Genomic DNA, 24,214 nt, shown 5'->3' on the forward strand with positions numbered 1-24,214 from the left:
AGCCCCGGTCAGCCGACCAGGGCTTTCGTGTTCACCAACGTGGCGACGCTGTCTTGCGCGGTTTCGTCATCTGGCGGCGCCGCGATCGCTCAACCTGCCTTCGGCGCTCGGCCGCGGGCGGCCTCGACCTCAGGCAAACAGCTCGCCGTTCTTAGCCTTGTCGAGCAGCAGCGCCGGGGGCTCGAAGCGCTCGCCGTACGTCGCAGCCAGCTCCTGTGCACGCTCGGTGAACGCCTCGACGCCGATGCGGCCGTCCGGCGCCTCGTAGCCGTTGATGTACTGCAGCGCGCCGCCCAGGACGGGCGGGAAGCCGATGCCGAAGATCGAGCCGATGTTGGCGTCGGCGACCGTACGCAGCACGCCCTCCTCGAGACAACGCACCGTGTCGAGCGACATGACGAACACCAGGCGGTCCTTGAGGTCCTGGAAGCCCGGCTGCTCCGCGGCGACCGGGAAGTGCTCGGCGAGGCCGGGCCACAGGCCCGTGCGCTTGCCGTTCTCGTCGTAGTCGAAGAAGCCCTTGCCGACCAGCTTGCTGGTGCGGCCGAGCTCGATCATCGTGTCGATGACGTCCTCGGAGCCCGTGCGGACCCAGGTGCCGCCCTCGTCCTCGACGGCCTTCTGCGAGGCGACGCGGATCTTCTTCATCAGCTCGAGGTTGAGCTCGTCGCTGATCTGGATCGGGCCGGTCGGGAAGCCCGACTGCGTCGCGGCGCGGTCGATCGAGACCGGGTTGACGCCCTCGGCGAGCATGCCCAGGCCCTCGTTGATGTAGTGCCCGATGACCCGGCTCGTGAAGAACCCGCGGCTGTCGTTGACGACGATCGGCGTCTTCTTGATCGCCTGGACGTAGTCGAGCGCGTGGGCGATCGTCTCGTCGTTGGTCTTGGCACCGGCGATGATCTCGACGAGCGGCATCTTGTCGACCGGCGAGAAGAAGTGGATGCCGATGAAGTCCTCGGGACGCGTGACGCCCTCGGCGAGGCCCGTGATCGGCAGCGTCGAGGTGTTGGAGCCGAGCAGCGCGTCGGCGTTGACGACCGGCTCGAGCTCGGCGAAGACCGAGTGCTTGAGCTCGACCGACTCGAACACCGCCTCGACGACCAGGTCGCAGCCCTTGAGGTCGGCGTAATCAGCGGTCGGCGTGATGAGGGCGAGGAACGCGTCCTTCTTCTCCTGCGTGATGCGGCCCTTCTCGAGCTGCTTGTCGAGGAGCTTCTCGCTGTAGGACTTGCCCTTCTCGGCGGCCTCGAGGCTGACGTCCTTGAGGACGACCTCGATGCCGGCCTTGGCCGACACGTACGCGATGCCGGCGCCCATCATGCCGGCCCCGAGCACGGCGACCTTGGTGAACTTCTTGCGCTCGATGCCCGCCGGACGGGAGCCGCCGGCGTTGATCGCGTTGAGGTCGAAGAAGAACGCCTGCGTCATGTTCTTGAACTGCTGGCCGATCAGGAGCTCGACGAGATAGCGCGACTCGATGCGCGACGCAGTGTCGAAGTCGACCTGCGCACCCTCGATCGCGGCGCTCATGATGTTGCGCGGCGCCTTGTAGGCCGCACCCTTGATCTGCTTGCGCAGCGTCGCGGGGAACGCCGGCAGGAACGCGGCGAGCTTGGGGCTCGACGGCACGCCACCGGGCATGCGGTAGCCCTTGCGGTCCCACGGCTGCGTCGCGGCCTCTTCGTTGCCGGCGTTGGCCTCGATCCACGCCGTGGCGGCAGGGATCAGCTCGTCCTGGGTCGCGACGACCTCGTCGATCAGGCCCTTGTCCTTGGCCTGGGCCGGCTTCATGCGCGGGCCCTGGAGCAGGACGCCCATCAGCGCGTCCTGGATGCCGAACATGCGGACCGTACGCGTGACACCGCCGCCACCGGGCAGCAGGCCGAGCGTGACCTCGGGGAGGCCGAGCTCGTAGCCGCCGTCGACCGCGATGCGGTGATGCGTCGCCAGCGTGATCTCGAGTCCACCGCCGAGTGCGGCGCCGTTGATCGCCGCGACGACGGGCCTGCCGATCGTCTCGAGCTTGCGCAGCGTGGCCTTGATGCTCTCGACGTGGTCGAACAGCTGCTGCGCGTCCTCGGGCTTGGCCTGCGTCATGAGCTTCAGGTCTCCGCCGGCGAAGAAGGTCTTCTTCGCCGAGGACACGATGGCGCCCTTGACCTGCTCGGGGTCGGCGGCGATGTCCGCGGCGAGCTGGTCGACGGCCGCGGCCATCGAGTCGGCGTACGCCTGGTTCATCGTGTTGGCGCTCTGGCTCGGGTCGTCGAGGATCAGGTGGGCGATCCCGTCGACGAGCTCGTAGCGGACGGCTTCAGTGGTGCTGGTCATGTGTGGGTCCTAGTCCGTTTCAGATGCGTTCGACGATGGTCGCGATGCCCATGCCGCCGCCGACGCAGAGCGTGGCGAGGCCGTAGCGCAGGTCGCGGCGCTCGAGCTCGTCGATGAGCGTGCCGAGGATCATGGCGCCGGTGGCGCCGAGGGGGTGGCCCATCGCGATCGAGCCGCCGTTGACGTTGGTGCGCTCGTGCGGGAAGTCGAGGTCCTTCATGAGGCGCATCGCGACGGCGGCGAACGCCTCGTTGATCTCGAGCAGGTCGATGTCGTCGACCGTGAGGCCGGCCTTGTCGAGCGCCTTGCGGCACGCCGGTGCAGGACCCGTGAGCATGATCGTCGGGTCGGCGCCGGAGACGGCGGCCGACACGATGCGGGCGCGGGGGGTGAGGCCGTGGCGCTGACCGGCGGCTTCGCTGCCGATCGCAACGAGCGCGGCGCCGTCGACGATGCCCGACGAGTTGCCGGCGTGGTGGACGTGGTTGATCCGCTCGATGCCGTGGTACTTCTCCAGGGCGACGGAGTCGAAGCCGCCCATGTCGCCGATGCCGGCGAACGAGGCGGGCAGGCCGGCGAGGCTCTCGGCCGTCGTGCCCTCGCGGACGAACTCGTCGTGGTCGAGGATCGTCAGGCCGTTCGGGTCCTTGACCGGGATGACCGACTTGGCGAAGTAGCCGTTGGCGATCGCCTTGGCGGCGCGCGCCTGCGACTCGGCGGCGAACGTGTCGACGTCCGTACGGCTGTAGCCCTCGATCGTCGCGATGAGGTCGGCTCCGATGCCCTGGGGCACGAAGTCGGTGTCGAACGCGGTGCGCGGGTCCATGGCCCAGGCGCCACCGTCGGAGCCCATGGGCACGCGGCTCATCGACTCGACGCCACCGGCGAGGATCAGGTCCTCCCAGCCGGAGCGGATGCGACCCGCGGCCTGGTTGACGGCCTCGAGGCCCGAGGCGCAGAAGCGGTTCAGCTGCACGCCGGCGACCGTGTCGGGCAGTCCGGCGTTGAGCGCTGCGGTCTTGGCGATGTCGCCGCCCTGGTCGCCGACCGGCGACACGACGCCGAGCACGACGTCGTCGACGCCGTTGGGGTCCAGCGACGGGTTGCGCTTCTGGATCTCCTCGATCAGCCCGGTGATCAGCGAGATCGGCTTGACCTCGTGCAGTGATCCGGTCTTCTTGCCGCGCCCTCGCGGGGTGCGGATGGCGTCGTAGACGTAGGCCTCGGTCATAACTGGGTCCTCGCAGAATTCAGGTGAAAGACGTGTCGGCAGAAGCGACAACCTCGATTGTGACACCAGCACTGTCAAAGTTCCAGACGCGCCTCTGTGGGCCGCGTCACGTGCGGCCGACGTGGCATAGTCTCTCCACCATGAGCGCCGCACCCGCCGAGACGATGAGCGTCGAGCAGCTCGCATCGCGTGTCGGCATGACGGTGCGGACCGTACGTTTCTATGCCGGCCGTGGTCTGATCCCGCCGCCACGGCGCGAGGGACGCAACGGCTATTACGGCCCCGACCACCTCGCCCGGCTCGAGCTCGTCCGCGAGCTGCAGGCCCACGGCTTCACCCTCTCGGCGATCGAGGGCTACCTCGAGAACATCCCGGCCGGCGCGACGCCCGAGCAGGTCGCCCTGCACCGCACACTGCTCGCCCCGTGGATGGCCGACCGCCCCGAGGAGCTCAGCCGCGAGGCGCTCGAGCTGCGGGCCGGCCGTGAGCTCGACGACCACGCCCTCGAGATGCTGATCGCGCTCGGCGTGCTGGAGCCGACGCCGACCGAGGATGTCTTCCGGGTCGCACCAGCCCACCTCGCCGTCGGCATCCAGTTCATCGAGACCGACATGCCGATCGAGGTCGCGCACGCCTCCCGCCGCATCTTCGACGCCGCCGGCAAGGCCGTGGCCGAGGAGATCACCGAGGTGTTCCGCACGCTCTGGTGGCCGCAGCTGCGATCCTCAGGACGTACGGCCGAGGACATCACGGCACTCGTCGAACGCTTCAAGCCGCTGACGATCCAGGCGCTCGTCACGGCCTACGAGACGGCGGTCGACGAGGCCAAGCGCGAGACGATCCGCCGACGTACCGAAGGCAGCTGACCCCGCACACTGAGCCAGGCGCGCCCGCTGAGCTTGTCGAAACGTCCTTTCGACAAGCTCGACGACCGAAGATCACAGCCCCATCGTGCGGCCGATGATCTCCTTCATGATCTCGGTCGTGCCGCCGTAGATCGTCTGGATCCGGCTGTCCGTGTACGCCTTGGAGATCGGGTACTCGGTCATGTAGCCGTAACCACCGTGCAGCTGCAGGCACTTGGCCGCCGCCTTGTTCTGCAGCTCCGTGGTCCACCACTTGCCCATCGCGGCTTCCTCGATCGTCAGCTCTCCCTTGCTGAGCGCGACGATGCTCTTGTCGACGAACGCCTGGCCGATCTGCATCTCGGTCTCGAGCTCAGCGAGCACGAAGCGCGAGTTCTGGAACGAGCCGATGGGCTTGCCGAACGCCTTGCGCTCCTTGACGTAGTCGAGCGTCATGTCGAGGATCGCGCGGGTCGCCGCCATCGCACCGACCGAGATCGCGAGGCGCTCCTGTGGCAGCTTCTCCATCAGGTAGATGAAGCCCTTGCCCTCCTCGCCCAGCAGGTTGCCGACCGGGACGCGGACGTTGTCGAAGAACAGCTCGGCGGTGTCCTGCGCCTTGAGCCCCATCTTGTCGAGGTTGCGACCTCGCTCGAATCCCTCCATGCCGCGCTCGAGGACGATCAGCGAGACGCCCATCGCGCCGGCCTCGGGATCGGTCTTGACCGCGACGATGACCAGGTCGGACAGGATGCCGTTGGAGATGAACGTCTTGGCGCCGTTGACGACGTAGTGGTCGCCGTCGCGCACCGCAGTCGTCTGGATGTTCTGCAGGTCCGAGCCCGTGCCCGGCTCGGTCATCGCGATCGCGGTGATCATCTCGCCGGTGCAGAACTTCGGCAGCCAGCGCTGCTTCTGCTCCTCGGTCGCGTACGACAGCAGGTAGCCCGAGACCAGGTCGGTGTGCAGCACGAAGCCGACCCCGCTCGCGCCGATGCGGATCATCTCCTCGTCGAGCACGGTGTTGAAGCGGAAGTCGTTCATGCCGCCACCGCCGTACTCCTCGGGCATCATGAAGCCGAGCAGTCCCAGCTCGCCGGCCTTGGTCCAGAGCTCGCGCGGGACGATGCCGTCCTTCTCCCACTGGTCGTGGTGCGGCGCGATCTCCTTCTCGCAGAACGTCCGGACCGTCTCGCGGAACGCGTCGTGGTCGGCCTCGAAAATGTCTCGCTTCATGGTCTTCCTCTGTCTCAGTCGGCTTGGATGGCGACGCCGTCGGCGAGCAGCTGGTCGACGTCGGTGATGCCCCAGGCGGCCAGGGCCTCGGCGGTGTTGGCCCCCGGCTTGGCCGGCGGGGTGGTCAGGGTGGTGGGCGTCCCGGAGAACCGCGGCGCCGGAGCCGGCTGCGTCACGCCGCCCTCGTCGACGTACGTCCCGCGGGCGGCGTTGTGCGGGTGCTGCGCGGCCTCGTGCATGGGGATGACGGGAGCGACGCAGGCGTCGGTGCCATCGAACAGCTCGGCCCACTCGGACTGGGTCTTCGACGCGAACGTCTCGGCCAGGACCTTGCGCAGCTCGGGCCACTGCGCGAGGTCGTTGCGGTCCGGTGGGTCCTCGAGCCCGAGCACGCTGACGAGCACTTCGTAGAACCTGGGCTCGAGGGCGCCCACCGACATCCACCGCCCGTCCGAGGTCTCGTAGACGTCGTAGTAGGGCGCGCCCGTGTCGAGCAGGTTGGTGCCGCGCTCGGTGGTCCACAGTCCGGCGGCCTGCATCGACAGCTGCATCGCCAGCAGGTGCGCAGCGCCGTCAGTGATCGCCGCGTCGACGACCTGCCCCTCGCCCGTCGTACGCGCGTGGGTCAGCGCGGCAAGGACTCCGGTGACGAGATACATCGATCCGCCGGCGAAGTCGCCCAGCAGGTTGAGCGGGATCTGCGGGGGCCCGCCGGCGCGGCCGATCGGGTCGAGCGCCCCGGCGACGGAGATGTAGTTGACGTCGTGGCCGGCAGTCTGCGACAGCGGACCGTCCTGGCCCCAACCCGTGATGCGGCCGTAGACGAGCTGCGGGTTGCGGGCGTGGCACGCCTCCGGACCGATCCCGAGGCGCTCGGTGACACCGGGCCGGAAGCCCTCGATCAGGATGTCGGCCTGCTCGACGAGGTCCAGCACGACCTCAACGGCACGCGAGTCCTTGAGGTTGAGCGCGACGGACGGCCGGCCCCGGCTGAGCACGTCCTGGGCCGTCGGCACCACCAGGCCGGCACCGCCGGGCCGGTCGATGCGAATGACGTCGGCGCCGAGATCGGCGAGCAGCATGCCGGCGAACGGTCCCGGACCGATGCCGACGAGCTCGACGACGCGCACGCCGTGCAGGGGTCCGGAGCGAGAGGTGGTCACGACGCCGATTGTGACAGTGGCACTGTCACGGTTGCAAGTGACCCCCGTTACATACCGGAGGTATGGGTATGTGTCATCATCAATGTCACGTTCGTGAAAGGACTGTTGCATGACGACTCGCCTCGCGCACACCCGCAAGGGCTCCGGTGAACCCCTCCTGCTGATCCATGGCATCGGGCACCGGCGACAGGCCTGGGACCCGGTGCTCGATCGCCTCGCCGAGTCGTACGACGTCATCGCGATCGACCTCGCCGGGTTCGGCGAGTCCGAGCCCTATCCGGCCGGCACCGCCTACACCATGGACAACGCGTGCCGCATCATCGGCGAGAACCTGGAGGAGTGGGGCGTCTCCCAGCCGCACGTCGTCGGCAACTCGCTCGGCGGCGCGATCGCGCTCGAGATGGGTGCGCGCGGCATGGCCCGGTCGGTGACCGCGCTCAGCCCTGCGGGGTTCTTCCGCAACGTCGGCGACCGCCTCGTCGCGCTCTTCGCCCTGATCCTGCTCAAGCTGTCGTCGTACCTACCGCTCGCGGTCGTACGGCCGGCGCTCCGCAGCGCGGCCGGCCGGCGCCTCATCGGACGGACCTTGTACGTCAACGGTGACCGGATCCCGGTGGAGGACTTCGTCGGCGATGCGCTGGCGCTGCGCAACGGCTCGGCGTTCTTCCCGACGTTCAGGGCCGGCTTCACCTACCGGTTCACGAGCAAGGTCGACGTGCCGACGACGATCGCGTGGGCCACGCGCGACCAGGTGCTGGTCTACGGCCAGTCGGGTCTCGCGCAGGAGGTGCTGCCCGATGCGCGGCACGTCGCGCTGCCGCACTGCGGTCACGTGCCGATGGTCGACGACCCGGAGCTGATCGTGCGCGTCATCGACACCACGGTCGCCGAAGCGTCGGAGTCCGAGGAGCAAGCCGCGTAGGACGGCTTCTCGAGATCTCCTTTCGAAATAGCCACCGGGCTCGGAGCGTTCTTCACGGTGTGGAGATCCATGACTCGGTGGTGATCGGCGGCGGGCAGGCCGGCCTGTCGTCGTCGTACCACCTGGCGAAGCGCGGGATCTCGCACGTGCTGCTCGACTCCAACGCGAGCCCGGGTGGCGCGTGGCAGCACCGCTGGGATGCCCTCACGATGAGTGACGTGCACCGCGTGTCGGACCTGCCGGACGACCCGATCCCCGACGCGGCCGACACCGAGCGGGCCAATGCGTTCGTGCCGGCCTACTTCGCGGACTACGAACGTGCGCACGAGCTGCCGGTGATCCGCCCGGTCCAGGTGCGCTCCGTGAGCGACGTCGACGGGGTGCTGCGGATCGAGACCGATCAGGGCACGTGGCTCAGTCGTACGCTCATCAATGCGACCGGCACCTGGACGCGCCCCTTCATCCCGTACTACCCCGGCGCCGAGACGTTCGCCGGTGAGCAGCTGCACACGGTCGACTACCCCGGGCCCGAGCACTTCCGCGGCAAGCGCGTCGTGGTCGTCGGCGGCGGCGCCTCGGCGGTCCAGTTCCTCGGCGCGCTGCGACCACTCACGGACACGCTCTGGGTCACCCGCCGCGAACCGGTGTGGCGCAACGACGAGTTCACGGCCGAGATCGGCCGCGAGGTCGTGGCGCGGGTCGAGGAGCGTGTCCGCCAGGGCCTCCCGCCGCGCAGCGTCGTCAGCGTGACCGGCCTGACGCTGCGGCCGCAGGAGCGCGAGGCCGAGCGCCTTGGAGCGTACGAGCGACGGCCCATGTTCAGCCGGATCGAGCCCGACGGCGTGCGGTGGCCTGACGGCACGTTCGAGCCCGCCGACGTCATCCTCTGGGCCACCGGGTTCCGGCCGGCGATCGAGCATCTCGGACCGCTGCACCTGCGCAGCCCGCGCGGCGGCATCCAGCTCGACGGTACGACCGCGGTCGCCGATCCACGTGTGCAGATGGTCGGCTATGGACCCTCGGCGAGCACGATCGGCGCCAACCGTGCCGGCCGGACCGCGGCGCGCGGCGTCGCGACGTGGCTCGCGTCAGAAGCCGTCGGCGAGCTGGCCTGACACCGGCTGCCACTCGCGCACGGTCCGCTCCTCGACCAGTCCTTCGAGCATGAAGGGGTCGTTGGCGGAGAGCTCGAGCGCCCCGGCCTCGTCGTCGGCGACGAAGATCAGCAGCGCGCCACCACGATCACCGCCGACGTACGGGCCCGACACCGCGAGCCGACCCTGCTGGGTCAGCTGCTGCAGGTAGTCGCGATGCGTCGGCCGCACCTCGTCGCGGCGGGCATCGTCGTCGGTGTAGCGATAGATCGTCGCGAAGTAGGCCATGAGTCAAGCGTACGCACGGCCGATCGCGCCTATAGTGGCGTCACCGCACGTCTGAGGGGGCGAAGACATGGTGGCACGCACGCCGGGACCGTTCGCGTACTACAGCGACACCTACACCGGGGTCACGGGAGACTCGATCAGGGCAGCGGTCGACCCGGTCGACACGCATGCCGCGGACCTCGGGACCCTCGCCGACGAGCTCAAGGGCGACGAGCAGCGCATCCTCGAGACGACCGAGGGCGACATCACGACGTCGGTCGCGGCCAACCCGCACGTGCCTTACGACGTGGCGATCCGGCTGGGCGGCAAGGCCCAGTTCGCCGCCGCCTGCACGCGTGAGTTCGCGCTCAAGGTCGACGCGTTCGACACCGAGGTCAACGCGATCAACGAGTCCTACCGGTCCCAGGTCTTCGCGGCCCAGCACGACCCCGACGTCCGCGGTGGCGACCTCAACCTTGCCGACCTGCAGTCGGCGTTCAAGGCCAACCTGCAGCCGCGCTACGCCGCCGCCGAGGAAGCCCTCGACACCGCGGCCGATGACGTCGCGGCCAAGCTCAAGAAGGGGCCGACCGACGAGGAGGTCCGCCAGTTCATCCGGCAGGGCCTGATGCCACTGGCCGCCGCGTCGTTCTTCCCGACGCTCGTGCTGACCGAGTCGGACAAGATCGAGGCCTACAAGCTCATCGTCAAGGACACGATCGCCCGGCTGCGCGACGAAGGCCTGCTGACCGGTCCCGACCCCGACGGCTACTACCTGCAGTGGCTCCAGAACGCCGCACGACGCGGCATCTCGATCGACGACATCGTCGAGATCGCCCGCGAGCACGACATCAGGCCCGATGACTTCGAGGTGCTCGACGGGCTCGAGGAGGTCAAGGATCGCGACGGCAAGTCGTTCTTCATCCTGCCGACCGACATCAGCGGCGACGACGCCCGCAAGGCCGTGCTGATGACCTACATCCTCAACGCCGGCACCGACTACGGCACGGCTGACAGCTCCCGCGACTTCTCCGAGACGCCGTACTCATCCGACGAGATCCAGCGCATCAAGGACCGGCAGGGTGAGAACAACTGGTTCAGCTATGGCCAGGACGTCGGCTTCGTCAACGGCAACGGCGGACGGCTCGCCACGACTCCCAACGGCATGCTGATGGGGCTCGGCGGCAACGGCCTCCAGGACGTCTACAGCTCCAACGGTGGCACGACGTTCGGCGACATCTTCATGCTCAACATCGACGACCCCGACGACAGCCACGAGGCCATCCGGTCGGTCATCCAGTCCGGCGTCGCCAACTACGCCGACAACGACGGTGAGCCGCGCCCCGACTCGAGCCTCGACCTCGACCGGCTGCTGCACCACGAGGAACGGCACTCGCAGCAGTGGGCCCGCGAGGGATATGCCGGTTTCATCGCCAGCTACCTCAACGAGTCCGTCGACTGGGACATGGAGGGCTGGGGACCGTTCCAGGCGCCGATCCCGCACACGGTCGACGGCAAGGACAACTCGTACGAGGCGGATGCCGGCCTGACCGACGGCGGCTACTGAGTGCCGAGGTTCGCCCGGTCACGGCGCGTCGCGGCAGTCGCCGTCGTGGTCGTCGCTCTCGCTGGCCTGACCGCGTGTGATCCCCGAAGTGACCCGATCACCCCGCGGGGCGCCGGGTTCCAGCAGACCGCGGACCACGGGCTCGACATCTGGTTCGGCGGTCCCTGCCGCGACGTCGTCGAGGTCGAGCTGGGATTCGTCAAGGACGATGACGACAAGGACGCCTTGAAGCAGGTGCTGCGTGCGCCGGGGTTCACGCCCTCGGTCGAGCTGCCCGCGAAGGCGCCGGCTCCAGGGACGGGCATACCGTCACTCGAGACGCTGACACTCGGTACCACGCCGGACGGCCTGCGGGCGACATCGGCGCTGCCCAAGGGGTTCGACTGGCGCGACTACGAGACCGTACGCCTGCTCGTGAAGACCTCAGGGGGTCAAGCCGCGACCTACCTCAGCACGAAGAGGCTCACCGAGGAGTCCGCTGACCATCCCGGCGAGTTCTACGTCCAGGACCAGGGCTGGTTCGACAAGGCGGCGTTCGCCGAGGCCGACGGCGACGGGTTCAAGGCGCTCTGCAGCAGCATCAACCCGTGAGGCGTACGGCTGGGGCTGCTTCGCACGCAGGAGCCCCAGCCGGTGCCCGCTAGGAAGTGCCGAGCTTGGACAGGTCGACGACCTCGTCCGAGGAGGGCGCCTCGGCGTCGTCGACCTTGTCGTACGTGAAGTCGAGCGTGCCCTCGCCGTCGTCGGTCGTGACGAGGCTGACCGGCTTGCCGTCCGACTTGTCGAGGTAGAGCGTGCCGTCCTTGGTCGTCAGCGCGATGCAGTCGACGCCGTTGACCTTCTTCTCCTTGCCCTTGGAGACCTTGCCCTCCGGGTCGAGGAGCCCGTCGAAGAACTTGTCCTTCGAGACGAAGTTGCCGAGCTCGGCGAAGCTCTGGTTGGCGGGATCGATGAGGACCCACTTGTCGCCGATCAGGTCCATGACCTCGGCCGGCGCGCCACTGGACTGGAAGAACTCCTTGTCGGCCTTGAAGTAGGTCTTGGCGTCGGCCTTGAGCAGCTGGAGCTCCATGCCGCTGACCTTGACCGAGCCGTCGGCGGTCTTGTTGGCGAACGCGAGGTCGACCTCGATCTCCTGGCCGGCTTCCTTGTCGCTGCCCTTGCCCTTGACCGTGACGAAGTCCTGGTCGGCGAGCTGCTTCTTGGCCGTCGTGAGGAGCTTGGTCGCCGACTGGTCGGCGACACCGTCGTCACTGCCCGAGCCGCAGCCGACCAGGACGAGCGCGGATGCGACCAAGAGAGTGAGAGTACGTACGCGGTGGTTCATGGGTCATCTCCTGGGACACCGGCGCCCCCTGCTGGTCACCGGCTCTCGAATGGTCACACCCTCTCGTGAATCACCCGGCGACGCCAATCGATCGTGGGGGTCCCGTTCGACCAGCGGCAGAAGGCGACGATACCCGCCTCCTACGCATCCTGTTGCATTGCAACTCGTTGCATAGTACGGTATCCGACATGGCGCTCGAGCACGCGATCCTGGTGTCCCTCGCGGAGAAGACCGCGTCGGGCTATGACCTGGCGCGCCGATTCGATGCATCGATCGGGCACTTCTGGAAGGCGAGCCACCAGCAGATCTACAAGGTGCTCGGCCGCATGGAGTCAGACAAGTGGGTCGAGGCCCACCTCGTCGAGCAGTCGGGGCGGCCGGACAAGAAGGTCTACGCCATCACCGGCGAAGGCCGCGACGAGCTCCTGCGCTGGTCGTCGACGCCCACGCCGATCGAGCCGACCCGCAGCGAGATCGCGGTCAAGGTCCGCGGGCTCCCCTTCGGCGACCGCGAGGCGGTGCTGTCGGACGTACGCACTCGGCGCGAGGCGCACGTGGCGCAGCTGGCGTACTACGAGGCCAGCGCCGCGAAGCACTATCCCGACCCGTCGGCGATCGGCGAGGACGAGCTCGGGGCGTACCTCGTGCTGCGCGCCGGATTCATGCAGGAGCAGACCGGTATCGCGTGGTGCGACGAGATCCTTCAGGCCTTCGGGGCGGACGAGCGATGAGCCCGTACGCCGACCAGCAGCACACCCAGGCCGATCACGACCGCCGTCGTGATGAGCACCGCGTGCACCCAGAAGAACGCCGTCGGGGCGCTGTGCCAGTGCTCGCTGTCCCACGCCCGGTCGTCGTCGACGATCGCCTTGGCGAACCGCGGCCAGATCACGACGTTGAACACGCCCGCGACGATGAGGAACCGGGCAGCCACCTTGGAGATCACGTGACCATCCCATCACAGGAGACCTGATGCCCGAGCGGCAGCGAAAAGATCGGACACAGTTCATGACGCCATTTCCGTATCGTTTGCTTTTGACGGATGTGGCGTCATGAAGGCGTTTCGTGCTGCCGTCGAGGCGGGTGACTTCGCCGCGCTCGGTGACCTGCTGGCCGACGACGTCGTGTTCCGCAGCCCCGTCGCCTTCAAGCCGTACGAGGGCCGCCCCATCGTGGCGGCGATCCTCCGAGGCGTGGGTCGCGTCTTCACCGATTTCCGGTACGTACGAGAGCTCGCCGACGACGACGGACGCGGGTCGGCGCTGGTCTTCGAGACCGTCGTCGACGGGGTCAGCGTCAACGGGATCGACCTCATCCGTACCAATGACACCGGCTTGATCAGTGAGCTCACCGTGATGGTGCGCCCGCTCTCAGCCTCCAACGCCCTCGCCACCGCGATGGCGGCACAGTTCGACCAGATCGTCGCCGAGGCCTCAGGAGCCACTTCATGACCAGTCCCTATCCCCACCTGCTCGAGCCGCTCGACCTCGGCCACACGACCCTGCGCAACCGCGTGATCATGGGCTCGATGCACACCGGCATGGAGGACCGGGCCAAGCACCTGCCCGAGCTCGCGGCCTACTTCGCCGAGCGCGCCAAGGGCGGCGTCGCGCTCTCGGTCACCGGCGGCTACGCGCCCAACTGGCACGGCTGGCTGTCGCCGCTCGGCTCCCTGATGACGTCGAAGAAGCTCGCCGACAAGCACCGGATCGTCACCGACGCGGTGCACGAGCACGACGGCAAGATCGTCATGCAGCTGCTGCACGCGGGCCGATACGGCTACCACCCGTTCAAGCGCGCCGCATCGGGCAAGCCGTCGCCGATCACCCCGTTCGGCAAGCCCAAGGCGATGTCGACCAAGGAGGTCGACCAGACGATCACGGACTTCGCCACCTCGGCCACGCTCGCCCGCCGCGCCGGATACGACGGTGTCGAGATCATGGGCTCCGAGGGCTACCTGATCAACCAGTTCCTGACGGCGCGCACCAACAACCGTACGGACCGCTGGGGCGGCAGCGCCGAGAACCGCATGCGCTTCCCCGTCGAGATCGTCGAACGCGTGCGCGAGGCGGTCGGCGAGGACTTCATCGTGATGTACCGCATGTCGCTGCTCGACCTCGTCGACGATGCGCAGAGCTGGGACGAGACCGTCGCGCTGGCCAAGCAGGTCGAGGCGGCCGGCGTCTCGATCATCAACACCGGCATCGGCTGGCACGAGGCGCGCATCCCCACGATCGTCACGTCGGTGCCCCGAGGCGCGTTCTCGTGGGTCACCGGCAAGCTGCGGCCCGAGGTCTCGGTGCCGGTCGTGGCCTCCAACCGCATCAACACCCCCGAGATCGCCGAGGAGATCCTCGCGTCGGGCCAGGCCGACCTGGTTTCGATGGCGCGGCCGCTGCTGTCGGATCCGTACTTCGTCGCCAAGGCTGCGGAGAACCGCGCCGACGAGATCAACACGTGCATCGCGTGCAACCAGGCGTGCCTCGACCACACGTTCAAGAACAAGCGCGCGAGCTGCATGATCAACCCCCGGGCCGGTCACGAGACCTCGCTCGTCCTGTCCCCCACGCGTACGTCCAAGCGCATCGCGGTCGTCGGTGCCGGGCCGGCCGGTCTGGCCGCGGCGACCGAGCTGTCGGGCCGCGGTCACACGGTCGAGCTGTTCGAGGCGTTGCCCGAGGTCGGCGGCCAGTTCCGACTCGCGATGCAGATCCCGGGCAAGGAGGAGTTCAAGGAGACGATCCGCTACTACTCGCGGCGCCTCGAGCTCGGCGGGGTCAAGGTCCACCTCGGCACCAAGGCCACGGTCGACGACCTGGCGAGCTTCGACGAGGTCGTCGTGGCCACGGGCGTCGAGCCACGCATCCCGTCGATCCCCGGCGTCGACCACCCCAAGGTCGTCAACTACCAGGACGTCATCCGCCACCGGGCTCCCGTCGGTCGTCGCGTCGCCGTGATGGGCGCCGGCGGCATCGGGTTCGACGTGTCGGAGTTCCTGCTGCACGATCCCGACGAGTCGATCGAGCACTGGATGGCACGCTGGGGCGTCACGGATCCCGAGGTCGAGCGCGGCGGACTGGCCACCAAGCTCAAGGCCCCGCCGCGACGTGAGGTCGTGCTGCTGCAGCGCAAGACCACCGAGCTCGGCAAGGGGCTCGGCAAGACGACCGGATGGGTGCACCGGCAGACCCTCAAGGACTCCGCCGTCGAGATGGTCAAGGGCGTCACGTACGACCGGGTCGACGACGACGGCCTGCACATCACGGTCGCGACCGGCAAGGACACGTCGGAGTCGCGCGTCCTCGATGTCGACACGATCGTCCTGTGCACGGGACAGGAGTCCGTACGCGATCTCATCGAGCCGCTCGAAGCTCTTGGCAAGCCGGTGCACGTCATCGGCGGCGCCGATGTCGCCGCCGAGCTCGACGCCAAGCGCGCCATCAAGCAGGCCACGGAGCTCGCCGCGAGGTTGTGATCGTCGACCCCTCGACGGTCGAGCAGGGGAGGCCGGCCACCGCCCTGGGAATGGTTGCTGGGTGCATCGGGTTGAACCCTTGACGTGACGTCTCCTGCACCCACACGCGCCTCGGTCGGGCTCCGGTCCGAGCGCGGACCGGTGCTCCTGGGCGTCATGTTGTCGGTGGCGCTCGTCGCGATCGACGCAACGATCCTGGCGACCGCCGTGCCGTCGGTCGTCGAGGACCTCGGCGGGTTCTCGCAGTTCCCGTGGCTGTTCTCGATCTATCTGCTCGCCCAGGCGATCTCGGTGCCGCTCTACGGCAAGTTCTCCGACATCATCGGCCGCAAGCCCGTCATGCTGCTCGGCATTGCGCTCTTCCTCCTCGGCTCGGTCCTGTGTGGAGTCGCGTGGAGCATGCCGTCGCTGATCGTCTTCCGCGCCGTCCAAGGTCTCGGCGCCGGAGCAGTCCTGCCGATGAGCATGACGATCATCGGCGACCTCTACTCGATCGCCGAGCGGTCGAAGGTGCAGGGCTACGTCGCCAGCGTGTGGGGCGTGTCCTCCGTCGTCGGCCCGACCCTCGGCGGCGTGTTCTCCGACTACCTGTCGTGGCGCTGGATCTTCTTCGTCAATGTCCCGGTCGCGATCGCCGCTGCACTGATGCTGCATCGCCGGTTCCGCGAGGACGTCACGCGTACGCACCACCGCATCGACTACGCCGGCGCCGGAACGCTCGCGATCGGGGGATCGCTGCTGATCCTCGGCCTGCTCGAGGGCGGGGTCGAGTGGGCGTGGGACTCGACCGCCAGCATCTCGGTGCTGGCCGCAGCGGCCGTGCTGCTCATCGCATTCGTGCTGATCGAGCGCCGTGCCGCCGAACCGATCCTGCCGCTGTGGGTCTTCACGCGCCGCGTCCTGGTCGGCGCCAACGCCTCGAGCCTCGTCGTCGGCGTGCTCCTCATCGGCCTGACCTCGTACGTCCCGCTGTATGCCCAGGGCGTGCTCGGCACCGATGCGTTGGTCGGCGGTTTCGTCGTCGCCGCGATGACGATCGGTTGGCCGATCTCGGCGGCGATCGCCGGGCGCTTCTACCTGCGCGTCGGATTCCGCGACACCGCCTTCATGGGTTCGGCGTTCGTCGTCGCCGGTGCCGCGTTGCTGGTCCTGGTGACCGGTGACAGCTCGATCTACTTCCTCGGCGCAGCGTGCTTCGTGATCGGCGTCGGCCTCGGCTTCATCGCCTCACCGATCCTGGTCGCCGCGCAGTCCTCCGTCGACTGGGCGACCCGAGGCGTCGTCACCGGCACCACGATGTTCGCCCGTTCGGTGGGCAGCGCACTCGGCATCGCGGTGTTCGGCGCGATCGCCAACGCCGCGGTCGCCCGCCGGGTCGGCGGCTCGCACCCCGACCTCGAGCACCTGCCCGCGCGCATCCTCGAGCCGTCGATCCACGAGGTCTTCCTCGGCGCCGGGGTGGCCGCGATCGTCATGATCGGCGCGATCGCCCTGCTGCCTCGCCGCGTCGCGACCGTCGACTGACGCCAAAACCCCACGACCACCGGCCCGTACGCGCTAGCGTTCCGGCGTGAGCATGCCGCCGGATCCCCCGCTTCCCCCGTTTGGCACGCCTCCGCCGCACCCTCAGGCGTACCAGCCACCGCGACCGGACAACTCCGCGCGCACGGTCGATCGGGCGCTCTCGTGGGTCCTGTTCGTGCTGCAGCTGCTGGGCACGCTCGTCCTCGGGGTCTTCTCGATCTTCGCCATCTTCGCCACCGACTCGTGCGGCAGCACTGCGAGCGACACGGTTCCCGCGGTGTGCGACTCCGACTACTTCGGGGGCGTGCTCATCGGCTACTGGATCGCGCTCCTGGTGCTCGTCGTCGCAACGCTGATCGCGATGGTCGTGGCCACCGCGCGCGCCACGATCGTGTGGCCGTGGACCGTCGGCGGGATCGTCCTCACGGGCGTCGCGACGATCGTGTTCTTCGTGCTGATGGGGCGCTGAACGACATACTGGCTCGGTGAGCACTCGCATCGTCCTGCTGCGCGCCGTCAACGTCGGGGGCACCCAGCTGCCCATGGCCGAGCTGCGCGAGATCGCGACCGAGCTCGGCGCCACCGACGTCCAGACCTACATCGCGTCGGGCAATCTCATCGCCGACGTGCCGGGCACGGGTGCCGACTTCGATCGCGCGCTGGAGAAGGCGATCGAGAAGCGCCACGGCTGGTTCCGTGACGTCATCTCGCGCACGCCGGCGCAGGTCCGCAAGGCGCTCGAGGCACACCCGTTCGAGGTGACCGAGCCGAAGTACTCGTACGTCTCCTTCCTCGCCGGCAAGCCCACCGCCGAGGCGATCGCGAAGGCCGAGACGTACGCGACCGGCGACGACCAGTGGAAGGTCATCGGCACCGAGATGCACATCCGCTACGCCAACGGGGCGGGACGCCCCGAGATGAAGGCCGACTCAATCGGCCGCGCGCTCAAGGTGCCCGGCACCGCCCGCAACCTCAACACCGTCAAGAAGCTCATCGAGCTGGTTAGCTGACCCAAAGGGGCGGGGCCGCCGCCCGAAGGCGACGACCCCGTCTTTGTCAGTAGAAGTGTCTTCGACCGCCGATGCCGCGGTCCATCGAACCCAGCAGCCACAGGACCGCCCCGACCACGATCAAGATGATGCCGATCGTGTACAGGATGGACACGTTGAGCACTGCTCCCAGGATCAAGAGGATGACTCCGAGAATGATCACAGCAGTTCCTATCTCCCCCCGGCCGGCGGACGCCGACCCTGTTTCACTCCGGGGATTACCCTGAATCGGCGGCCGCACACCTGCGCGGGTCAACAATCCCTGAGATTGCAACCTGTCTCACTGGGTATGTGCGCCTGAGGGCCGGCGAACAGGAGAGCGCATGGGTCAGTTGATCTTCGCGTACTGCCTCGCGGCACTCTTCGTCATCCCGCCGTTGTTGCCGGCGAAGCGCTTCGAACGCCACCTGCAAGGAGCGGACGAGTCGCGGTTCAGGGATCTCCGGCGCTTCGCCGAGTCTCGATGGACCGCGTATCTGCTCGGGGTGTGGTCCCTCCTCGCCGCCGTCGGCGCAACCTTCGCCGTCGCCCGCGGCCACACGATCGGGTGGGCCTGGTACGGCGTCGCGGCGGCGTACGCGCTGGGGGTCTTCAGCGTCCAGCTCCACCATCAACGACTGCTGCGGCTGATCGGCGACCGCGGGAAGCAGGAGCGCGCAGATCGATACAAGCAGCGCGCCGCGAAGTCGTACCGATTCGTCGCCGTCGGCGTCACTGGCTACATCGGCATGCGTGTCATGGAGTACGCCTACCCGCACAGTCCACCCGACTGGTCCGAAGCGGTGCGCGGCGCCTTTGGGCTCGTGATGGCGGTCGGGGCGGTCGGCTTCCTGGTCATCCGGGCGCGTATGTACTGGTCGGGCGACGACCTGGAGACTGCCGCCCGCTGAGCCCGGCACGCTCTCATGACCCCGATTTCGAATCGAAGTCTGCTTCAATCCAAGTCATGACCAACTGGGCGGAGCTTCGAGACGCTTATGGCCCGGCCGACGCCATACCGGGCCTTCTCGCTGGAGCAGAAGGCGACGATCAGGAGGCGTTTCAGGAGCTGTGGAGTCGACTCTGCCACCAAGGCACGGTCAATACCGCCAGCTTCGCTGCTCTGCCGTCGCTCGCCGCGATGGCCGCGCGTCGGGTCCCAGCAGGGTACGTAGAGCCGTTGCATCTCGCGGCCTCGATCCTTGCTTCAAACGACCGCCCGGCAGGACTCGATGACGTCAGGGCGCAGTACGCCGACGAAGTGAGCGCCATGCGGGACATGGCCGAACGCAACCTCGCGCATACAGGCGAATTCGGCGAGTCTGTCTACGCGCTTGAAGCGCTCCTGGCGTTCGAAGGCGTCGCAGTCTGGCAAACCATCTCAGCCACGTGGCTGACGAAGAACTGCCGTTGGACTGCCCCAGCTGCGGGGAGTATCTCTACATCGGGCTGGGGGACCCAGACTTCCGCACCAGGATCGACACGTGGCGCACTCCCCTTGAGCCGACGCCTGTGCAGCCCGCAGAACCGGACGACCTCGCGGGCGACACCGTTCGGATGCATCGCCTCGCGATCGAGCACGACCAACCGGATGCAGCAGCTCGGATGCTCTATTTGTTCGGCAAGACCACGTGTCCCGCGTGTCGCCACGAGTTCCAGATCGCCAACGCGCTCACGGCTGGATGATCACAGCACGCACCAGCCAACGGAACGTACGCTTGAGCATGTGAGTCATCAGTCGGTCCAGGAGGTCCTCGGCGATCGCCGGTGGCTCGTGCTCACGGGCGCCGGGGTGTCGACCGACTCGGGCATCCCCGACTACCGCGGCCCGGGCTCGCCGGTGCGGACCCCGATGACCTACCAGGACTTCGTGCGTACGCCTGAGGGTCGGCAGCGCTACTGGGCCCGCGCCCACGTCGGCTGGAGCCGGATGCGCGGAGCGCAGCCCAACGCCACGCATCACGCGCTGGTCGACCTCGAGCAGCTGGGCAGGCTCACCGGCCTCGTCACGCAGAACGTCGACGGGCTGCACGAGCGCGCCGGCCACCGCGACCTCATCGACCTGCACGGCCGCATCGACCGGGTCATCTGCCTGCAGTGCCGCGAGCTGACCCCGCGATCGGACCTGCATGCGCGGCTGTCGCTGCTCAACCCCGGCTACGAGTCGCGCGTCGGCGAGGTGGCGCCCGACGGCGACGTCGTGCTCGACGACACCGCGGACTTCCGCGTCGCCGAGTGTCGTGCGTGCGGCGGCGACCTCAAGCCCGATGTCGTGTTCTTCGGCGAGAACGTGCCCAAGGACCGGGTCGAGCGGTCGTACGCCCTGGTCGCCGAGGCCGAGGCGCTCGTCGTGCTCGGCTCGTCGCTGCAGGTCATGTCGGGACTGCGGTTCGTACGCGCGGCACACAAGCGGGGCATCCCCATCGCGATCATCAACCGCGGCACGACACGCGGCGACGACCTCGCGACGGTCAAGCTCGAGGCCGGCTGCGCCGAGACACTCGCCGCGCTCACCGGGACGGCTGCCCCGGCCTGACGCTGCTTCCGTACTTCGCGAGTCGACTGACGTCGGCCATCACCGCCAGCGCAACAGCCATGCGGCGAGGTCATTGCCCTTGGAACGGCGGGTCGAAATGGCGATCGCACTGCAGGCCTCAAATGCGAGCGGCTGTCGCGTCGGTGCCCTACTCTGACAACGATCGGTCCATCTCGCAATCGGAGGACTCATGACCACTCCCACTGCCGGCGGCTATCCCGCGACCTTCACCTTCGATCCGCCCGACACGATCGCTCGTTGGCGGGTCATCGGCAACATCGTCCTCGCCATCCCTCACTTGATCATCGCCTACGTGCTGGGCATCGTCGCCGAGATCCTGGCCTTCGTCGCCTGGATCCTGGGCGTCTTCACGGCGAAGGTTCCCGAGGGCATCCTCGGAGTCATCGCGATGTGTCTTCGCTACAACACGCGCACGCAGGTCTATGCCTCCTTCCTCAAGGAGGAGTACCCGCCGTTCTCGTTCGCCACGACCCTGGCCGATCCTGGCGACGATCCACGGGTCCGGGTCGACTACCAGTCGGAGACCGAGGGCCGGAACCGTCTGACGATTTTCTTCCGCCTCCTGCTCGCGATCCCGCACTTCGTCGTACTCGTCTTCCTGGGGCTCGCGGCGTTCGTCGTCTACCTCATTGCCTGGTTCGCGGTCCTGTTCACCGGCAAGTGGCCGACCGGCCTCCGCAACTTCGTCATCGGCCTCACACGCTGGACCACCCGGCTCAACGCCTACATGTATCTGTTGACCGACGCGTACCCGCCGTTCAGCTTCGAGTAGCCCGAGCACACGAACGCCCCGATCCGCCATGCGGATCGGGGCGTTTCGGTGCGTGCGTCAGCCGAGGACCTTGTTGGGGTCGTGCACCACGACGGTGCTCGCGATGAGGTCGGGCAGCGAGCGACGGTCGGGACGTGTCAGGAACAGGATGAACGACACCAGGAGCGTGATGACCGAGAGGATTCCCTGAGCGATGCCACCCACGATGTTGCGCAGCGCCATCGGGCCGAACGTGGCCACCTGGCGCTGGTCGGGACGGTAGACCTTCATGCCCAGCACCTGCAGGGCGGGCGAGGTGCCTTTGCCCCAGGCGATCAGCCCCCAGATCAGGTAGCCGATGACGAGGGTGACGAGCATGAGCGGGATCGCGAGGAAGTACGCACCGATGCGCCGGCCGTGCGAGGCCAGCTCGACCCCGTCGGGCAGCACCAGGCCACTGGCCTGGTCGAAGTGGAATCCGGCGCCGACAGGCTGTGCTCCGGGCGGGATGTTGGGGTCGGTCATGGGTGTCCTTAGCGGTTTGGTGGGCAGGCCGAGCCCAACCTACCGATATCGAGACCGCACCGGGCGATTTCCCCCCCGAAAATGACACCGCGTCTGGATCAGCTGAGCTGGCGGAGCCGTACGGTCTCGGGCAGGCTCGCGAGCTCCTTGAGGACGTCGGGGCCGACCTCGGCCGCGACGTCGGTCAGGACGTAGCCGAGCTCGCCGCGCGTCGACAGCGACTGGGCTTCGATGTTGACCTCGTGCTCGCCGAGCAGGCCGTTGATCGTCGCCAGCACACCCGGGTGATTGCGGTGCACCAGAGCGAGGCGGTGCTTCGTGGCGTCCGACGGCAGGTTGATCTCCGGCAGGTTGACGCTGAGCGACGTGCTGCCCGCCGACGCGTAGGACCGCAGCTTGGAGGCGACGAAGCGGCCGATGTCCTGCTGCGCCTCCTCGGTCGATCCGCCGACGTGCGGCGTGAGGATCACGTTGGGCAGGCCCCGCAGGTCAGACTCGAACGCATCGCCCTGGCGCTTGGGCTCGACCGGGAAGACGTCGAGCGCGGCGCCGGCGATGTGGCCCGACTCGATGTGCTGACGGAGCGCCGCGGTGTCGACCGCGATGCCGCGCGACAGGTTGAGGAACAGCGAGCGCGGCTTCATCTGCGCCATCTCCTCGGCGCCGAACAGGCCGGCGTTGCCGGGACGGCCGTCAACGTGCAGCGTCACGACGTCCGAGGTCTGCAGCAGCTCCTCGATCGTCGAGCAGCGCTTGGCGTTGCCGAGGGCGAGCTTGTCGTCGATGTCGTAGAACACGACCTTGAAGCCCAGCGCCTCGGCGATGACCGACAGCTGGCTGCCGATGTTTCCGTAGCCGACGATGCCGAGCGTACGGCCGCGGACCTCGTGGCTGCCGGCAGCCGACTTGTTCCATACCCCGTTGTGCATGTCGGTCGACTTCTCGTGCAGCCGGCGGGCCAGCGAGATGATCTCGGCGATCGCGAGCTCCACGACGCTGCGGGTGTTGGAGTAGGGGGCGTTGAACACCGCGATGCCCCGCTCGGTCGTCGCCGCGAGGTCGATCTGGTTGGTGCCGATGCAGAACGCGCCGATCGCGATCAGGTCGGGAGCGGCGTCAAGGACCTTCTCGGTGATGTAGGTCGTCGAGCGGATCCCGAGCAGGTGCACGCCCTGGATCGCCTCGATCAGCTCGTCCTCGCTGAGGGCGCCGTCGCGGGTCTCGACCTGGTAGCCCTTGCCACGCAGGAAGTCCGCCCCGTCGACGTGGATGTTCTCCAGCAGCAGGACGCGTACGTCCTCGTCGCCCAGCAGCGACGTGGGGAAGGGGTCAGTGGTCGTCATGGTCATCATCATCTCGGTTGCCTCCAGTCAGCAATGCACGGCTGACGTGGGGCCCAGGCGAACGGTCCCGATGTCCGGTTTCTGCAGTCGCTCCCCGGTGGTACCCACCTCAACGCCAGTCGCGACCGACTGCGACGAGTCTACCGTGTGGGAAACACCCCTTTGCCAACGAGGACATTCCATGGACTACGAGAAGGACCCGCGCGTCGACGACTACATCGACGCGCTGCCGGACTGGCAGCAGGAGATCTGCCACGAGGTGCGCGACCTCGTGCACGCCGCCGATCCCGAGGTGCAGGAGACGATCAAACGGACCGTGCAGCCGTACTTCGTCCTGCAGGGCAACGTGTGCGCGCTGCTCGCCGCCAAGGACCACGTCAACGTGTTCGTCTACGACGGCGCGATCGTGCCCGATCCGCACGGCATCATCACGGCGGGCCACGACAACCAGACCGCGCGCACGGTCGGCTTCCGCGAGGGCGAGCCGATCAACGCGCCGGCGCTGACCGAGATGTTCCGGGCGATCATCGCCAACAACCGAGCCGGCGGCTGGCGCGCGATCAAGAAGGAACGCGGGCTGGCTTAACGACTGCTCTGCGGGAACGACCCGACGAATCGGGCCATGGCCTCGGGCGGCAGCTGCTGGTCGAGGTTGGCCAGTCGCACCTGGCCCTGCGCGATGAGCCGGCCGTCCTGGTCGACCGAGTCGAGGTGCCACAGCTGCTGGCTGCGGCCGCGGTGGATCGGGGTCGCCGTCGTCGTGATGGTGTCGCCGACCTTGGCCTGCCGGAGGAAGTCCGTCGAGTTGTTGGTGCCGACCACAATGCCCTTGTCGCCGAGCCAGATCTGGCCGGCGATGCTGGCAGTCGACTCGTGCACCGCGCAGTAGGTGCCGCCGTGCGGGATGCCGAACGGTTGCAGGTGGTGCTCGCCGAGCGTGAGACGTACGACGACCTTGTCGGCAGTCGCTTCGACGTGCTCGACGCCGAGCACGCCGTCCAGGCCGGGAATCTGAGTCATGATCAGGA

General features: G+C 68.0%; 27 protein-coding genes and 1 riboswitch. Of the genes, 16 read left to right on the forward strand and 11 right to left on the reverse strand.

The genetic code is table 11. The annotated features are described in order from the left end of the window. Nucleotides 1–129: 129 nt before the first annotated feature. Both ESP70_RS15945 and ESP70_RS15950 read right to left on the reverse strand, forming a co-directional pair. Nucleotides 130–2,331: a 3-hydroxyacyl-CoA dehydrogenase NAD-binding domain-containing protein gene (locus ESP70_RS15945; protein WP_149690300.1), complete on the reverse strand. Its 2,202-nt coding sequence runs from the start codon at nt 2,329–2,331 to the stop codon at nt 130–132. Nucleotides 2,332–2,350: 19 nt separating this feature from the next. Next, entirely contained in the window at nt 2,351–3,562 is a 1,212-nt protein-coding gene (locus ESP70_RS15950) for an acetyl-CoA C-acetyltransferase (RefSeq protein ID WP_056210691.1), read from the reverse strand. A 140-nt stretch (nt 3,563–3,702) separates the two neighbouring features. Here ESP70_RS15950 and ESP70_RS15955 point away from each other — a divergent pair, with 140 nt between their 5' ends. Continuing rightward, nucleotides 3,703–4,428: a MerR family transcriptional regulator gene (locus ESP70_RS15955; protein WP_149690301.1), complete on the forward strand. Its 726-nt coding sequence runs from the start codon at nt 3,703–3,705 to the stop codon at nt 4,426–4,428. 72 nt (nt 4,429–4,500) lie between these two features. Here the strand turns inward: ESP70_RS15955 and ESP70_RS15960 are convergent, their stop codons facing one another. Further along, on the reverse strand, nt 4,501–5,643 hold the full coding sequence (locus ESP70_RS15960) for an acyl-CoA dehydrogenase family protein (protein ID WP_149690302.1): 1,143 nt from the start codon (nt 5,641–5,643) through the stop codon (nt 4,501–4,503). A gap of 14 nt (nt 5,644–5,657) precedes the next feature. Then, nucleotides 5,658–6,806 (reverse strand): CaiB/BaiF CoA transferase family protein, encoded by a 1,149-nt coding sequence (locus ESP70_RS15965; protein WP_246162055.1) that lies wholly within the window; start codon nt 6,804–6,806, stop codon nt 5,658–5,660. A gap of 109 nt (nt 6,807–6,915) precedes the next feature. On the opposite strand from ESP70_RS15965, the gene ESP70_RS15970 reads away from it, so the two are divergent. Together ESP70_RS15970 and ESP70_RS15975 are read left to right on the forward strand one after the other, a co-directional pair. Further along, nucleotides 6,916–7,728 (forward strand): alpha/beta fold hydrolase, encoded by an 813-nt coding sequence (locus tag ESP70_RS15970; protein ID WP_149690304.1) that lies wholly within the window; start codon nt 6,916–6,918, stop codon nt 7,726–7,728. A 59-nt stretch (nt 7,729–7,787) separates the two neighbouring features. Next, a complete protein-coding gene (locus ESP70_RS15975) occupies nt 7,788–8,843 on the forward strand; it encodes an NAD(P)-binding domain-containing protein (RefSeq protein WP_149690305.1) in 1,056 nt (351 codons plus the stop codon). On the opposite strand, the gene ESP70_RS15980 is transcribed toward ESP70_RS15975, so the two are convergent. Then, the gene (locus ESP70_RS15980; protein WP_149690306.1) at nt 8,817–9,110 is read right to left on the reverse strand and encodes a YciI family protein; all 294 of its coding nucleotides are present in this window, start codon (nt 9,108–9,110) and stop codon (nt 8,817–8,819) included. The two genes, ESP70_RS15975 and ESP70_RS15980, sit on opposite strands and share 27 nt — an antisense overlap. Nucleotides 9,111–9,177: 67 nt before the next feature. On the opposite strand from ESP70_RS15980, the gene ESP70_RS20335 reads away from it, so the two are divergent. Together ESP70_RS20335 and ESP70_RS15990 are read left to right on the forward strand one after the other, a co-directional pair. After that, complete coding sequence (locus ESP70_RS20335) at nt 9,178–10,656, forward strand: hypothetical protein (RefSeq protein ID WP_223148755.1); 1,479 nt, start codon at nt 9,178–9,180, stop codon at nt 10,654–10,656. Further along, a complete protein-coding gene (locus ESP70_RS15990) occupies nt 10,657–11,247 on the forward strand; it encodes a hypothetical protein (RefSeq protein WP_149690307.1) in 591 nt (196 codons plus the stop codon). It abuts the gene before it with no gap. A 49-nt stretch (nt 11,248–11,296) separates the two neighbouring features. Here ESP70_RS15990 and ESP70_RS15995 read toward each other — a convergent pair whose 3' ends face one another. Beyond that, complete coding sequence (locus tag ESP70_RS15995; RefSeq protein ID WP_149690308.1) at nt 11,297–11,953, reverse strand: outer membrane protein assembly factor BamD; 657 nt, start codon at nt 11,951–11,953, stop codon at nt 11,297–11,299. Nucleotides 11,954–12,171: 218 nt separating this feature from the next. Between ESP70_RS15995 and ESP70_RS16000 the strand changes: the two genes are divergently transcribed. Then, nucleotides 12,172–12,714, forward strand: a complete 543-nt coding sequence (locus ESP70_RS16000; protein ID WP_149690309.1) for a PadR family transcriptional regulator — start codon at nt 12,172–12,174, stop codon at nt 12,712–12,714. Here ESP70_RS16000 and ESP70_RS16005 read toward each other — a convergent pair. Further along, a complete protein-coding gene (locus ESP70_RS16005; RefSeq protein ID WP_149690310.1) occupies nt 12,687–12,929 on the reverse strand; it encodes an SCO4848 family membrane protein in 243 nt (80 codons plus the stop codon). The genes ESP70_RS16000 and ESP70_RS16005 overlap by 28 nt on opposite strands. Nucleotides 12,930–13,035: 106 nt before the next feature. Between ESP70_RS16005 and ESP70_RS16010 the strand changes: the two genes are divergently transcribed. The 5 genes from ESP70_RS16010 (at nt 13,036) to ESP70_RS16030 (ending at nt 17,992) form a co-directional block, all read left to right on the forward strand. Then, on the forward strand, nt 13,036–13,434 hold the full coding sequence (locus ESP70_RS16010; RefSeq protein WP_149690311.1) for a nuclear transport factor 2 family protein: 399 nt from the start codon (nt 13,036–13,038) through the stop codon (nt 13,432–13,434). Then, entirely contained in the window at nt 13,431–15,458 is a 2,028-nt protein-coding gene (locus ESP70_RS16015; RefSeq protein ID WP_149690312.1) for an NADPH-dependent 2,4-dienoyl-CoA reductase, read from the forward strand. The genes ESP70_RS16010 and ESP70_RS16015 overlap by 4 nt, the downstream gene beginning before the upstream one ends. Nucleotides 15,459–15,542: 84 nt before the next feature. Beyond that, nucleotides 15,543–16,982, forward strand: a complete 1,440-nt coding sequence (locus tag ESP70_RS16020; protein ID WP_246162056.1) for an MDR family MFS transporter — start codon at nt 15,543–15,545, stop codon at nt 16,980–16,982. Nucleotides 16,983–17,028: 46 nt separating this feature from the next. Continuing rightward, the gene (locus ESP70_RS16025; protein WP_149690313.1) at nt 17,029–17,451 is read left to right on the forward strand and encodes a hypothetical protein; all 423 of its coding nucleotides are present in this window, start codon (nt 17,029–17,031) and stop codon (nt 17,449–17,451) included. A gap of 16 nt (nt 17,452–17,467) precedes the next feature. Next, nucleotides 17,468–17,992, forward strand: coding sequence for a DUF1697 domain-containing protein (locus tag ESP70_RS16030; RefSeq protein WP_149690314.1), 525 nt, complete (start codon nt 17,468–17,470; stop codon nt 17,990–17,992). Nucleotides 17,993–18,038: 46 nt separating this feature from the next. On the opposite strand, the gene ESP70_RS20205 is transcribed toward ESP70_RS16030, so the two are convergent. Further along, nucleotides 18,039–18,194: a DUF6131 family protein gene (locus ESP70_RS20205; RefSeq protein ID WP_188110668.1), complete on the reverse strand. Its 156-nt coding sequence runs from the start codon at nt 18,192–18,194 to the stop codon at nt 18,039–18,041. A gap of 160 nt (nt 18,195–18,354) precedes the next feature. Between ESP70_RS20205 and ESP70_RS16035 the strand changes: the two genes are divergently transcribed. The 4 genes from ESP70_RS16035 to ESP70_RS16045 all read left to right on the forward strand — a co-directional run bounded on the left by ESP70_RS16035 (nt 18,355) and on the right by ESP70_RS16045 (nt 21,339). Continuing rightward, entirely contained in the window at nt 18,355–18,921 is a 567-nt protein-coding gene (locus ESP70_RS16035) for a hypothetical protein (protein ID WP_149690315.1), read from the forward strand. A gap of 478 nt (nt 18,922–19,399) precedes the next feature. Continuing rightward, a complete protein-coding gene (locus tag ESP70_RS20210; RefSeq protein WP_188110707.1) occupies nt 19,400–19,696 on the forward strand; it encodes a hypothetical protein in 297 nt (98 codons plus the stop codon). 40 nt (nt 19,697–19,736) lie between these two features. Next, a complete protein-coding gene (locus ESP70_RS16040) occupies nt 19,737–20,546 on the forward strand; it encodes an NAD-dependent protein deacetylase (RefSeq protein ID WP_246162057.1) in 810 nt (269 codons plus the stop codon). 190 nt (nt 20,547–20,736) lie between these two features. Continuing rightward, nucleotides 20,737–21,339 carry a DUF4389 domain-containing protein gene (locus tag ESP70_RS16045; protein ID WP_149690317.1) on the forward strand — a complete coding sequence of 201 codons (603 nt, stop codon included), beginning with the start codon at nt 20,737–20,739 and terminating at the stop codon, nt 21,337–21,339. Between the two features lie 57 nt (nt 21,340–21,396). Here ESP70_RS16045 and ESP70_RS16050 read toward each other — a convergent pair whose 3' ends face one another. Continuing rightward, nucleotides 21,397–21,843: an RDD family protein gene (locus ESP70_RS16050; RefSeq protein ID WP_149690318.1), complete on the reverse strand. Its 447-nt coding sequence runs from the start codon at nt 21,841–21,843 to the stop codon at nt 21,397–21,399. Nucleotides 21,844–21,941: 98 nt separating this feature from the next. After that, entirely contained in the window at nt 21,942–23,186 is a 1,245-nt protein-coding gene (gene serA / locus ESP70_RS16055; protein ID WP_246162058.1) for a phosphoglycerate dehydrogenase, read from the reverse strand. 44 nt (nt 23,187–23,230) lie between these two features. Then, nucleotides 23,231–23,319, reverse strand: a riboswitch (ZMP/ZTP riboswitch). A 48-nt stretch (nt 23,320–23,367) separates the two neighbouring features. Here serA and ESP70_RS16060 point away from each other — a divergent pair. After that, on the forward strand, nt 23,368–23,772 hold the full coding sequence (locus ESP70_RS16060; RefSeq protein WP_149690320.1) for a DUF1801 domain-containing protein: 405 nt from the start codon (nt 23,368–23,370) through the stop codon (nt 23,770–23,772). On the opposite strand, the gene ESP70_RS16065 is transcribed toward ESP70_RS16060, so the two are convergent. Further along, nucleotides 23,769–24,206: a PaaI family thioesterase gene (locus ESP70_RS16065; protein WP_149690321.1), complete on the reverse strand. Its 438-nt coding sequence runs from the start codon at nt 24,204–24,206 to the stop codon at nt 23,769–23,771. The two genes, ESP70_RS16060 and ESP70_RS16065, sit on opposite strands and share 4 nt — an antisense overlap. Nucleotides 24,207–24,214: the final 8 nt, after the last annotated feature.

Source organism: Aeromicrobium ginsengisoli (assembly GCF_004134905.2).
GTDB classification, from domain to species: domain Bacteria; phylum Actinomycetota; class Actinomycetes; order Propionibacteriales; family Nocardioidaceae; genus Aeromicrobium; species Aeromicrobium ginsengisoli.

Bases quoted from the DNA above. Each gene is read 5' to 3' on its own strand.
- ESP70_RS16010 (WP_149690311.1), top strand. From the start codon at position 13,036: ATGAAGGCGTTTCGTGCTGCCGTCGAGGCGGGTGACTTCGCCGCGCTC.
- ESP70_RS16015 (WP_149690312.1), top strand. From the start codon at position 13,431: ATGACCAGTCCCTATCCCCACCTGCTCGAGCCGCTCGACCTCGGCCAC.
- ESP70_RS20335 (WP_223148755.1), top strand. From the start codon at position 9,178: ATGGTGGCACGCACGCCGGGACCGTTCGCGTACTACAGCGACACCTAC.
- ESP70_RS15970 (WP_149690304.1), top strand. From the start codon at position 6,916: ATGACGACTCGCCTCGCGCACACCCGCAAGGGCTCCGGTGAACCCCTC.
- ESP70_RS16065 (WP_149690321.1), bottom strand. From the start codon at position 24,206: ATGACTCAGATTCCCGGCCTGGACGGCGTGCTCGGCGTCGAGCACGTC.
- serA (WP_246162058.1), bottom strand. From the start codon at position 23,186: ATGACGACCACTGACCCCTTCCCCACGTCGCTGCTGGGCGACGAGGAC.
- ESP70_RS16060 (WP_149690320.1), top strand. From the start codon at position 23,368: ATGGACTACGAGAAGGACCCGCGCGTCGACGACTACATCGACGCGCTG.
- ESP70_RS15960 (WP_149690302.1), bottom strand. From the start codon at position 5,643: ATGAAGCGAGACATTTTCGAGGCCGACCACGACGCGTTCCGCGAGACG.
- ESP70_RS15955 (WP_149690301.1), top strand. From the start codon at position 3,703: ATGAGCGCCGCACCCGCCGAGACGATGAGCGTCGAGCAGCTCGCATCG.
- ESP70_RS15980 (WP_149690306.1), bottom strand. From the start codon at position 9,110: ATGGCCTACTTCGCGACGATCTATCGCTACACCGACGACGATGCCCGC.
- ESP70_RS15945 (WP_149690300.1), bottom strand. From the start codon at position 2,331: ATGACCAGCACCACTGAAGCCGTCCGCTACGAGCTCGTCGACGGGATC.
- ESP70_RS16000 (WP_149690309.1), top strand. From the start codon at position 12,172: ATGGCGCTCGAGCACGCGATCCTGGTGTCCCTCGCGGAGAAGACCGCG.
- ESP70_RS16050 (WP_149690318.1), bottom strand. From the start codon at position 21,843: ATGACCGACCCCAACATCCCGCCCGGAGCACAGCCTGTCGGCGCCGGA.
- ESP70_RS15950 (WP_056210691.1), bottom strand. From the start codon at position 3,562: ATGACCGAGGCCTACGTCTACGACGCCATCCGCACCCCGCGAGGGCGC.
- ESP70_RS16045 (WP_149690317.1), top strand. From the start codon at position 20,737: ATGACCACTCCCACTGCCGGCGGCTATCCCGCGACCTTCACCTTCGAT.
- ESP70_RS16035 (WP_149690315.1), top strand. From the start codon at position 18,355: ATGGGTCAGTTGATCTTCGCGTACTGCCTCGCGGCACTCTTCGTCATC.